We start from the raw sequence: 11,097 nt of genomic DNA, 5'->3' as shown, positions 1-11,097 counted from the left end.
GATGGAAGGATTCAGGAAAGAGAAATATAAGAATGGCTGTAGGACGGAATGAGTTGCGCATGATCTGGCTGATTACCCTGCTGATAGCCGGGATCAGCGCCTGGTATCTGGGTTATCAGATTGTAACTTATCTGTGTGGTTTAGGTTTTATCTTTAGCGTGATGCAATATGTCACTGCGGTAGAAACACCGCTACAACAACTGGCCGCACAGCAGCAAATGTCCCTAGAACGCAATTCTAAAGTTCCTTTATATATTTCTTCAATTACTGCCATTGTTGGTGGACTGGCTGAACTGGATTGGCTGATGGGCATCGGGATTACGGCATGGGTATTCTTTTTGCTCAGGTGGCTGCAACGTCTGGAAGGGCGCTTGATACAGCTGCAATCCCATTCTGCCAATCCCTTACAGCGATCACCGGATCGATCCGATTCTGTTCCATTCGTGAAAACTGAATCTGCCCAAGAGGTAAACGACTCTCCTCATCTGGTAGATCAACTGCAGCGCTGGCTTTTCCAGGGGAATCCAGTCTTAAAAGTCGCGATTAGTATTTTGGTGATTGGGATTATTTTACTGCTGCGTTTTGCCACTGAGCACTGGCAACTCAGTCTGGCTGCAAAATTGAGCCTGGTTGCACTGGCAAGTGGGTGTATAGCAGGTCTGGGTTATCGCCTGGTGCAGAAAAATCGGAGTTTTGCTCTGGCACTGGAAGGACTGGGTTTAGGGAGTCTGTTCCTGACCTTATTTTTTGCCTATTACAATCTGGTGATTCCCACGTTACCGTTGGCAACATTGCTATTTCTCATTATTCTGGCCATCACTCTATATTTAAGCCTGAAACAGGAAAGCATCGAACTGGCTTTGATGGCTTTGCTGATTGCTTATCTGGCACCGTTTACCTTACCGACCCGCGATGCTTCTGCCGTTGAGCTGATTAGTTATTATTTGCTGATCAATATCGGGGTGGCAGTGCTGAGCAGTTTCCGGCCATGGAAGATTCTCAATCAAATTGCCTTTTTAGTGACTGCGGTCGTTGGCGGGATATATAGCCTGATTCATGGTTATACATATGAGCGTTATGCCATGACTGCGTTGATTCTGGCACATAGTGCGCTGTTTATCTGGCTAGGTTTCCGCTTTAGCCAGTTGCTGGCACGACAGGATCTCTCACGTTTTCAGTTAAAACCGGTATTGGACTTAGCGCTGATTTTTGCTGCTCCTATTACCGCTTATATTTTTTTGTATCTGATTCATTTTAATCAGCCTAATCAAAAACTCTGGCAAGCTGGATTAAGCCTGTTCTTTGCACTGGTCTTTGCCGCTTGCTGGACACTGTTGCGCCGTAAACAAACTATCCAGCTCATTTCGCAGAGCTATCTGAGCCTGATGCTGATTTTTCTCGCTTTAGTGCCACCGATCTTATTGACAGAACAATGGAGTGTGATTGGCTGGGCAGTTGAAGGTGTGCTGATTTATTTATGGGCCTTGGAAAAAAATATCCGGGTAGCACACTATCTGAGCATGGGCTTATTGCTGATGGCCGGATTCAGCAGCCTGTATTATCTGGTCGAGATTAATCCAACACCGCGAATCATTTTCTGGATTTTGAGTCTGTGCTATGTGGCAGTCGTGGTCATCAGTCAGCTTAAAAAACAGTACCAGCAGCAGATGGATAGTCTGAGTGTCAGCTTTTTAAGCAGCGTGAGTGTCGCGGCCAGTCTGATGTTATTTGCCTTGCTAGAAGATGAATTTCCGAGTCAGCATGCCTATGTGCTGAGTTTATTTATCATCACACTGGGTTATGTACTGTTCAATGAAATGATCCTGCGCAAAACCCAGGAATGGTCCTGGTTACTGCCGAAGTGGAGTGGCATCTCGCCCTTGCTGGTCATTGCGGTGATTCTGACTCTGGATCGCAGTCAAAATGCGGTGATTGTCTGGAATAGTGCTCTGGAAAGGGGAGTTTTTGCCCTTTCAGCGATATTGTTGGCCATTCTGTGGCTTAGACCGTTGGCTGGCTTGCAGCTCTCCAAGGAGTGGATGAGCTTTGGTGTTTTTAGTAGTCTGGCTCTGGCAAGTGTATGCCTGATCCCGAACATGCCTTATCTGAGCATGGTGATTTTACCTTTATTCTTCTGCCTGTGGTGCTATCGGCAGGATGCGCAGTCAGGCTGGCAGCAGCTTTGGCAAACCAAGAGCTGTTTATTGCTGATGGGAAGCTGGCTGGTATGTTCACAGCTGTTTAGCCAGCAAGCCTTTCAATATTACTGGCTGCCGATCCTGAATCCTTTTGACCTGATCAGTATTGCTATGTTTGCCAGTTTTATCTGGATGCTGTTACAGCAAATCAAGGTGGGACGTGATAAAGGCATGATTGCGGTTTTAATGGTACTAAGCCTGTTATGGCTTTCCAGTTATATTGTTTTAAGAGCTTTACATGTGTACCTCCAGACACCGTTTAATGAGCTGGCATTATGGAGCAATGCGACGGTTCAGCTTAGTCTGACCATACTCTGGGTATTGCTGGCCTGGATTACCATGTGGACAGCAACACTCAAAAAACTGAAACCGATGTGGATTTTAGGCGGCAGTATTCTGGTGATTGTGACCTTGAAGCTCGTACTATTTGACCTGTCACATATTGGCACCCTGACCCGGGTGATTTCATTCCTGCTGGCGGGTGGGGTGATGCTGCTGATTGCTTATATTGCGCCGATGCCGGAGAAGGAGCTTTGAATCCTCTCGCTAACCCTCTCCTTTAAAAAGGAGAGGGAATCTAAGGGTTATTTCAGATCAGGCTCTCTTTTGAGGGTCTTTTCATTGGCATATTGATCGATTTCTTCATTTTCCAAAGGGCGGGAAAGTGGGTGATCGACAAAGCCCATTTTCGGCACCGGAATTTCAATCTGGTTATCGACAAAGCCGTTGCGAATCCGTTCCTGCATTTCATCACGAACTTTCAGGTAGTTTTCCTGTTGGCACCACACTGCAAACAGCAGTTCAATCGAAGATTCACGGAAAGCGGTAACGGTGACTGCAGGTTTCGGGTCGGCCAGAACCAGTGGATACTTGTTGGCAACATCCAGCAGAACTTCGCGCACCTTGATAATATCTTCATGGAAATTGATTGCCAAGGTAATCGGAATCCGCCGTATCGGAAATTTTGACAGGTTTTGCACCGGTGCCCGAATTAGCTGTTCATTCGGTAAACGCACATAGATATTATCTTGGGTCAAAAGTTTAACCGAGAGCAGATCAATCGAAATCACTTCGCCTTCAATGGTATGCCCACGAATCAAGGTAATCTGGATGGTATCACCGACTTCAAAAGAACCTTCACCAATCAGGAACAGACCACTGATCAGGTTGGATGCTGAGGTTTGCGAAGCAAAACCCAGTGCGACCGTTAAAATCCCTGCAGCGCCAAGGAAGACACTGAGTTTAAAACCGGCTTCTTTCAGACTAGCCATCACAAACAGCAGGAAGATAAAATAGAAAATTCCGCGGCGCCAGACCAGTTTCTGATGGGCATTAAAACGGACACCAATGGTGCGAATAAAGGTATTGGAAATAAAGCGTGCGATCAGGAAACCAATAAAGCACAACACCACCGCCACCAGAACTTCGGTCAAACGGTCGGTATTGATATTGGTAAATACTCCCTTCAGGCTGTTGGTGACTTCGGTCGGAATATTTGAACTTGGCATCAGACGCCCTTAGAAAAATGAATCAAACATATTAAATAACGCACCTGCCGGATCGCGCGGTGGATGCAGATAGGCCACTTCACCAGCATTTGGTGGTGTGCGGTTTTCGACCCGAATCCGTGGTGGACGATCCGAACTTTCATGCAAAACGCGGATTTGTGAGGTCCATAAGCGGCCGGTACTTTCACTGTAAAAAAGCGGCAGGGCAGGCACTGGCACATTCATTCGGTCAAAGCGCAATTGCTGGTTACTGGTATTGTGAAACTCAATCGGCGTGACTGCACGAAAGGCTCGCGGATGTAACTGTTTCAGTTCGGTTCTGCCATCGACTGCGGTGGCATAACAGATTTCCCCCGAACGGTGATTGGGTCCAAACCAGGTGTCTTTTGGCAAGATTACCGGCAAATCGAAAATCGGTTCGCGCTGCCCCTCGACAAAACCGGCAATCCATAAGGGCGTGCTGATATAAAGCGTACCGCGCTGTCCGGCAGGAATATAAATCGGATCGACTGGTTTAATCACCACAGAACGGTCTGCAAGGCGTGGCATCAGTTGCAATTTGTTTTGCGTGGATTTGAACATATAGCGTTCAATTTTCACAGGTGGGGGAAAGGCAAAATTCGGATCATCAATCTGATGCCATTGCTGTTCATAATCGTATTGCACAGAAGGGCGGAAATATTCCAGTCGCCATTCCTGAATCCCTCGGGTCAGCCGAAACAGCAAGGAGCCAAACTGCCAGGCTTTAGACTGATTTATTTCAAAATTCTGTTCTCCCCACCAGCGCATTTTCGCTGTATTCGGGATTAATTCATCTTTATCTCGCGGCAATCTTGGCATCCTTTCTTGCTAAATCTTTGAAAACATACTTCACGCTGTCATATGCTTAGAGTACACTCAATTTAAATTTTTTCATCATTATTATAATCCGCGATGCAAGTACTTAAACAATTACAAATCCCATATAGCTTCGCCAAGCGCCATGGTGTGCTGTTGCGTTATGAGGGAGATCAGGCCTTTATTCTGCGCCGTGACAATACCTCGATGCTTGCATTGCAGGAAGCCCGCCGTCTGCTCGGTTATCCGGCTCATTTTCAACTCTGTAGCGAACAGGAATTTAACCAGTTACTCAGTTCCAGTTTTGCCGGAGATAGCGGCGAATCACAGCAGGTGGCTGCCGGTCTGGAAGATCATCCGGATTTACTCAGTCTGGCTGATTCGGTACCGGAAGCTGAAGACCTGATGGATCAGGAAGATGATGCGCCAATTGTACGTCTGATCAATGCGCTATTATCCGAAGCAATTCGTGTTGGGGCTTCCGATATTCATATTGAATCTTTTGAGAAAAAACTGTCGGTGCGTTTACGGGTCGATGGCCAGTTACGCGAAATTGTCCAGCCACGCCGTGAACTGGCCCCGCTTCTGGTTTCACGGATTAAAGTCATGGCCAAACTGGATATTGCCGAAAAACGTATTCCGCAAGATGGCCGTATTTCCTTGCGTCTGGCAGGGCGTGAAGTCGATGTGCGTGTATCAACCTTGCCATCTTCTTATGGTGAACGTGTGGTGATGCGTCTTCTGGACAAGCAGGCAGGCCGTTTGAACATGACCCATTTGGGCCTGATGAATAATGACTATGATCGACTCAAGACTCTAGTGCATCGCCCACATGGAATTATTTTGGTAACCGGCCCGACCGGTTCGGGTAAAACCACCACCTTATATGCGGCACTTTCTGACCTGAATGACGGTTCTAAAAACATCCTCACGGCTGAAGATCCGATTGAATATCAACTGGAAGGCATTGGACAAACGCAGGTCAATACCAAAGTCGATATGACTTTTGCCCGTGCGTTAAAAGCCATGTTGCGTCAGGACCCGGATGTGGTCATGGTTGGTGAGATTCGTGATCTGGAAACCGCAGAAATTGCAGTACAGGCATCCCTGACAGGACATCTGGTGTTATCCACCTTGCATACCAATACTGCCATTGGTGCGGTTACGCGCCTGAAAGATATGGGGATTGAGCCATTTTTGCTTTCCAGTTCTTTAATCGGGGTAATAGCCCAACGTCTGGTGCGTACCTTGTGTCCACATTGCGCGACCTGGCATGAAGCAGATGCTTTCGAAAAGAATCTATTTGGTAATATTGAGCATCCCCAAGATTTAAGATTACCGCAACCTCAAGGCTGTGAACGTTGTGGCAATACTGGCTTTAGTGGTCGTACCGCGATTTATGAAATTGTGCCAGTCGATGATCATATGCGCCGTTTGATTCATGGTAATGCGGCTGAATATGAAATCGAAAGTTATGCACGTCAGCAGTCAGGTTCTATTCGCGATGATGGTCTGCGTAAAGTACTGGCCGGAAAAACCACGATTGAAGAAGTATTGCGAGTAACCAACGAAGCAGTAGAATAATTTTTTAATCTGCTCGCTTTATCATAATGGTCGTCAGGACTTTTGGATATTTACCAGAGACTGACGATTTTTTTCATGAGTTGTGCACGAAAAGGTGCAGTCGGATTTCCCGGATTACGCAGAGTTTCATTTTCATAAAAGTTCTGCCAGGCTTGTGCCATTGCTAAACTCAGTCCTTCCTGTTTCATTGTTTCAACATCTGCCTGAGTAATATTGAGAAAACGGGCTTCAGCATCTTTGGGGCCAGCGCCCCAGCCAATAATCCCTTTACCAAATTCAGGCAGAATCATATTGTTGGGTGTTGCAGGAATGGGTAGGCGTTCAATTTCAGTATTGAGCAGAGATTTTATTTTCGGACGGATTTTTTCTGAGAGATAAAGATCTGCAAAAGAGGTTGTAGCAGTGAGGAACAGGAGAGAATTCAGAAGAACTAGTTTTAACATCAATATAAATCGAATAAATGTAAATAAGAATCATTATATATAGGTTATTAGGTTTTTGCTGCAGTTTTCAAGTGGGGAAGAGAAGTAGCTTTTGACAAAAGATGAAGCGGGTAAATTTTGAAATTTATAATTGAAGTCTAGCTATCCTGAAACTTTTTTCAGGATAGCTGTTAAATAAAAAAATTAAGTAATTACGTTTAAGTTCACATCAATATTATTACGGGTCGCATTTGAGTATGGACAGACAATATGCGCAGCATCCACCAGTTTTTTTGCTTCTTCCTGATCCATGCCTTCAAGATGGATGTTTAATGTCACTTCGATCCCGAACCCGGTAGGAATCGGACCAATCCCAACATCACCTTCAATATAGGCATCTTTACTGATATTGAGCTTGTCACGATTGGCAACAAATTTCATTGCACCCAAGAAACAGGCGGAATAACCTGCGGCAAAGAGCTGTTCAGGATTGGTTCCACCGCCTGGTCCCCCCATTTCTTTAGGTACGGCCAATTGGACGTCCAGAATCTGATCGTCAGAAATGGCGCGGCCATCACGGCCCCCTGTGGCTTTGGCATGTGCGGTATAGACGGCTTTTTCTAATGACATGAGTTAAATCCCTGTTTATTTTTCGTAGAGCTTCTATGCTCGGTGATTTCACCTGAAGAATAAGCAGGGATTTTGTTATTTTATGCAAGCAAATGAAACGATTCAGGAAAGTTGAAGAAGTCTACGGTGTTGCATTAAAGGCATGGATTCACGCACTTTTTGCTGTTCATTTAAATCAAAGTCGACGGTGATGAGTTGAGCACCTTCTGCATGGATCATATTAAGAAGTTGTCCACGACTATTGGTGGCGGCTGCATGTCCCCAAGTCTGGCGTTTTTCTCCATGCCAGCCTTGTTGAGCTGCACCAAGCACCGAGCATTGGCTATCTAGAGCACGTGTTTGCAGAAGAAGCTGCCAGTGCATTTCACCTGTGGTATAGGTAAAGGCAGAAGGAGCGGTCAAGAGGTTTGCACCTTTGGCTCGTAAATTTAACGCCAGTTCCGGAAAGCGCAGGTCATAACAGACCATTAACCCAATATTGCCAAAAGGTGTTTTGGCTACGACAACATCTGTGCCGGGTTCAAAGAACTTGGATTCCTGATAACCACCGACAGCATCGCCGACTTGCACATCAAACAGGTGAATTTTGTCATAACGTGCTTCGGTCCGTTCCGGACTGATACACAGGCTAACGGTACGCACCCGGCCATCCTCAATGATTGAACCATCTGGACGATAAGGGCAGGGTAATGTACCGGCAACGATCCAGGTGTCATATTCATGGGCAAGTTGTTCCAGACGCTGCTGAATCACTTCAAATTGTGCAGCAGTTTCACGCTGTTTACCTGCTGCAAAACAGACAAAGTTTTCCGGGAAAACAATCAGTTCAGCACCATTGGCCTTACTTTGTTGAATTAAAGATTCAATCTCCACGAAATTGACATCAATTTCATTTTGAGAATTCATTTGTACAACAGAAAGTAAAGTCATAGGGTCCTCTTATAAGATGGTTATACCTTTTGCTCGGAAATTTTATCTAAATTGTCTTGCTCTTTCTGTAGCTGTTTGACTAAAGGTTCAAACATGTTCTGATTGCTTTGATTCAGTTTCATCAAGGTTTTATGCGCATCCAGAACCGTATTCAGCATATTTTGATGCGTGACATGTTCTTCCATCAGCGCACGTGTGCAGATATTTGGATCACCACAATAATTCAGAATCACAAACACCTGGCTCAATCCCATACTGTTGGCCAAAGTGGTAATGTCAGAATTGGTAGAAAGCATGACAGCCTGAATATTGTGTACTTGCTTGAGTTTGAGTCCTAGTTTCGCTAAAACACCCAGTACGGTACTGTCAATGAAACTGGTTTCGGTGAGATCAACGATAGCGCCAACTACGTTGTCTTGCTGTTCAATTTTGTTCAGTAATTTGTCTAGACTAATACAAGATTGGGCACGCACTTCGCCGATAAGCTTAAAAATATGCGTTCCGTTCAGACTTGCATATTCAACATGACCTGTTGACATATAAATGCCATTTGCAGAGAAGGATATTAAATTATCCCATAGGGTGTATTGATACTCAAGTGGCTGAAAGTAGTAATCAAATTAAGTGCTTATAAAGCCTGTAAATATACTGCTAATTTACGCGGATAAAGCTTAAAAAGGCGATATCGTCAGCCACATGTTCCGGAGCCTGAAAAGATTGATTCTGCAAATGGTGTAATAATTGCGAGAATTGTTCATTTAAACCACCATCAAAAGGTTCCAGTGCGCCATCCGAACAGATAATAAAGCGCGCATTGCGACTTAATATCCATTCATTTTCCTCAACTTCAAGATCTTCGGTTAAGCCCAAAGGGAAACTGCTGGAAGAGAGGATTTTAGGTTCTTGATTGGGTTCAAATATAATCGGTGGAGGATAATGTCCAGCGCTGGACCATTTTAATACATGGGTTTCCAGATTAAGAATCCCGGCAATCATGGTGATGTGCTTTTCAATATTTTCCTGCATCAGCATACCGTTCAGCTTCTTGATCAGCTCGCGCGGCGTCTTGGAGCGACCATGGAAAGCTGCCATCCAGGACGTGAGCAAACTACTGGTGACGCCATGTCCGGATACATCGGCCAAATAGAAAATCACTTCTTTGTCGCTGATTTTCCAATAATCATACCAATCCCCTGAAAGATAGGCTGAAGGCTGAAAATAGGTTTCGACCTCGTAATTGGTCAGTTCAATCGGATTCGGTAACAATTTTTTTTGTAGTTCTGCAGCAGAAGGCAGGTCACGGCTATCCTGGTTACGCTTATATTGTGCATCAATTTTTTGTAATGCCAGATCTGGATTCTCGGGAAGCTTGTTCCAGATCCAGCCGGCTAAAGCCCCTTGTTCCCAGGCCTGAGCCAAAGCAGTACCTTCATTTTCTAAGGCCAGTACAATCGTAGGCAGATTCCACTTATATTTCAGATAATCATGTACATCTGCAATCGCAATAATCGTAGAGTCATACAGTTCATGATCATCCAGATAGATCATCTGAACATGAGGAAGCGTATCAAGTACTTGATCTAAGTAAGGAATATCACGAGTCGGTTGAATGAAATACATAAAAAAGTGATTCAATCCCAGGATTGGCTATAAGATGTACTATAACAAGCAAAGTATTGCTAGCGAACAGATTTTCACTAGCAATCATACATGAAGCTTAAACTTAAAGATCTTCGTTTGAAGATTCAATGTTGCTATCACTAGAAGGTGCATCATCAGAATTGTCATCTTCAAAATCATCTTCTAGGAAAAGCGTATCTTGTTCTGTACCTTTCTTTTCTGCAATTGCATAATTGGTACGTTGTAAATAAATATCGCGAATCTGCGCATAGCGATCGCCAGTCAGCACTCCTTCAACGTCCAGTATTTCTGAACGGGTATCGATGGCACGCCAAAACTGATCAGTCCAGTAAAGTCCATCTTCATCTTCGAGAATGTATTTTTGTGGACGAGCTTGACTATCTACAGCAGTACCGATTACGCCACGGACAGAACTTGGACCTAAAAATGGCAACATGATATAAGGGCCAGAAGGCACGCCATAATAACCTAAGGTAATTCCAAATTTTTCCTCTTCATGACTCAAGCCCAGGCGACGCGCTGGATCAGCCAGTCCTAAAGTTGTTAAGGTGTTAATGGTAAAACGACCTAGGGATTTAGCAGCGCGGGCAGGACGACCTTGAATCAGCTGATTCACCACATTCCAAGGTTCACCTAGGTTACTGCGGAACTGGGTATAGCTGCCACGAACATCTTGAGGAACTTTTTCCACATATTGTACGGCTATGGGACGTACCACGGTGCGGTCAATCGCATCATTAAACTGATAGATCTTTCTATTTAACGGTTGAAAAGGATCTTTAACTTCTTCAGCCTGTGCTGCACTGGCATCAACTTTCAGTTGCGTTTGTAATTGTTGTGCTTTGGTCGAGATTTTTGTTCTAAGCGGCGTTTTTGCAGGCTCTTTTTCCAGATTTTCCACACTGATGGCCGCCTCGGCGAAAACATGTGCGCTTGAAGCTAAAGAAAATAAGCATATAGATAAGTAAATAGAACGATGCATAAGGTAACCTGAGGCCTTTTCTGTGTAAGTAGCACTACTTATTAGTATAAAAATAATAAACGTTATATTCACGAATAGACATCATTTAAGCAAATTTGTATAAAAAATGAATGAAAACACACGAAAAGCTTAAAAAATATACATACAAAATGATTTTCTTGAAAAAGGTGTTGCACGGGCTCTGAAATGCTGTAGAATGCACATCCATCGGCGGTGATGAAGATTAAAACTTCTGATAAAACAGTAACTTAGTTGAATTTGATTGAGTTGGGTTTTAGAAAGAAAGTTTAGAAATAATCTAAATTACTGGTTGACTTTCTAGAGATAGAGAGTAATATAGCCGACCTAGCTTGCTGGTGACGAAT

At 44.4% G+C, this 11,097-nt stretch carries 10 protein-coding genes; 2 read left to right on the top strand and 8 right to left on the bottom strand.

What is annotated here, in order from left to right:
- The first annotated feature begins 32 nt into the window (after positions 1-32).
- The gene (locus MWG72_RS08560) at positions 33-2,735 is read left to right on the top strand and encodes a DUF2339 domain-containing protein (protein ID WP_247143773.1); all 2,703 of its coding nucleotides are present in this window, start codon (positions 33-35) and stop codon (positions 2,733-2,735) included.
- A 47-nt stretch (positions 2,736-2,782) separates the two neighbouring features.
- Here the strand turns inward: MWG72_RS08560 and MWG72_RS08555 are convergent, their stop codons facing one another.
- A complete protein-coding gene (locus tag MWG72_RS08555; protein WP_005261908.1) occupies positions 2,783-3,706 on the bottom strand; it encodes a mechanosensitive ion channel family protein in 924 nt (307 codons plus the stop codon).
- 9 nt (positions 3,707-3,715) lie between these two features.
- Positions 3,716-4,495 (bottom strand): hypothetical protein, encoded by a 780-nt coding sequence (locus MWG72_RS08550; protein ID WP_086044916.1) that lies wholly within the window; start codon positions 4,493-4,495, stop codon positions 3,716-3,718.
- A 144-nt stretch (positions 4,496-4,639) separates the two neighbouring features.
- Here MWG72_RS08550 and gspE point away from each other — a divergent pair, with 144 nt between their 5' ends.
- The gene (gspE, locus tag MWG72_RS08545; protein WP_180039067.1) at positions 4,640-6,127 is read left to right on the top strand and encodes a type II secretion system ATPase GspE; all 1,488 of its coding nucleotides are present in this window, start codon (positions 4,640-4,642) and stop codon (positions 6,125-6,127) included.
- A 50-nt stretch (positions 6,128-6,177) separates the two neighbouring features.
- On the opposite strand, the gene MWG72_RS08540 is transcribed toward gspE, so the two are convergent.
- The 6 genes from MWG72_RS08540 to MWG72_RS08515 all read right to left on the bottom strand — a co-directional run bounded on the left by MWG72_RS08540 (position 6,178) and on the right by MWG72_RS08515 (position 10,732).
- On the bottom strand, positions 6,178-6,570 hold the full coding sequence (locus MWG72_RS08540; RefSeq protein ID WP_247143771.1) for a DUF4951 domain-containing protein: 393 nt from the start codon (positions 6,568-6,570) through the stop codon (positions 6,178-6,180).
- A 183-nt stretch (positions 6,571-6,753) separates the two neighbouring features.
- On the bottom strand, positions 6,754-7,179 hold the full coding sequence (locus tag MWG72_RS08535) for an organic hydroperoxide resistance protein (protein WP_004732917.1): 426 nt from the start codon (positions 7,177-7,179) through the stop codon (positions 6,754-6,756).
- Positions 7,180-7,281: 102 nt separating this feature from the next.
- A complete protein-coding gene (locus MWG72_RS08530) occupies positions 7,282-8,109 on the bottom strand; it encodes a carbon-nitrogen hydrolase family protein (RefSeq protein WP_005107790.1) in 828 nt (275 codons plus the stop codon).
- A gap of 20 nt (positions 8,110-8,129) precedes the next feature.
- The gene (gigB, locus tag MWG72_RS08525; protein ID WP_247143769.1) at positions 8,130-8,648 is read right to left on the bottom strand and encodes an STAS domain-containing protein; all 519 of its coding nucleotides are present in this window, start codon (positions 8,646-8,648) and stop codon (positions 8,130-8,132) included.
- Positions 8,649-8,760: 112 nt separating this feature from the next.
- On the bottom strand, positions 8,761-9,729 hold the full coding sequence (gigA, locus tag MWG72_RS08520; protein ID WP_005107789.1) for an RsbU family protein phosphatase GigA: 969 nt from the start codon (positions 9,727-9,729) through the stop codon (positions 8,761-8,763).
- Positions 9,730-9,832: 103 nt separating this feature from the next.
- Entirely contained in the window at positions 9,833-10,732 is a 900-nt protein-coding gene (locus MWG72_RS08515; RefSeq protein ID WP_247143768.1) for an MlaA family lipoprotein, read from the bottom strand.
- Positions 10,733-11,097: the final 365 nt, after the last annotated feature.

The organism is Acinetobacter lwoffii (genome assembly GCF_022967985.1).
Taxonomy (GTDB): domain Bacteria; phylum Pseudomonadota; class Gammaproteobacteria; order Pseudomonadales; family Moraxellaceae; genus Acinetobacter.
Note: the sequence above shows the minus strand (reverse complement) of the source record. Positions and strands in the feature narration are given on the sequence as shown.

Coding starts and splice junctions, on each gene's coding strand:
- MWG72_RS08560 (WP_247143773.1), top strand. CDS start 33: ATGGCTGTAGGACGGAATGAGTTGCGCATGATCTGGCTGATTACCCTG.
- MWG72_RS08555 (WP_005261908.1), bottom strand. CDS start 3,706: ATGCCAAGTTCAAATATTCCGACCGAAGTCACCAACAGCCTGAAGGGA.
- MWG72_RS08550 (WP_086044916.1), bottom strand. CDS start 4,495: ATGCGCTGGTGGGGAGAACAGAATTTTGAAATAAATCAGTCTAAAGCC.
- gspE (WP_180039067.1), top strand. CDS start 4,640: ATGCAAGTACTTAAACAATTACAAATCCCATATAGCTTCGCCAAGCGC.
- MWG72_RS08540 (WP_247143771.1), bottom strand. CDS start 6,570: ATGTTAAAACTAGTTCTTCTGAATTCTCTCCTGTTCCTCACTGCTACA.
- MWG72_RS08535 (WP_004732917.1), bottom strand. CDS start 7,179: ATGTCATTAGAAAAAGCCGTCTATACCGCACATGCCAAAGCCACAGGG.
- MWG72_RS08530 (WP_005107790.1), bottom strand. CDS start 8,109: ATGACTTTACTTTCTGTTGTACAAATGAATTCTCAAAATGAAATTGAT.
- gigB (WP_247143769.1), bottom strand. CDS start 8,648: ATGTCAACAGGTCATGTTGAATATGCAAGTCTGAACGGAACGCATATT.
- gigA (WP_005107789.1), bottom strand. CDS start 9,729: ATGTATTTCATTCAACCGACTCGTGATATTCCTTACTTAGATCAAGTA.
- MWG72_RS08515 (WP_247143768.1), bottom strand. CDS start 10,732: ATGCATCGTTCTATTTACTTATCTATATGCTTATTTTCTTTAGCTTCA.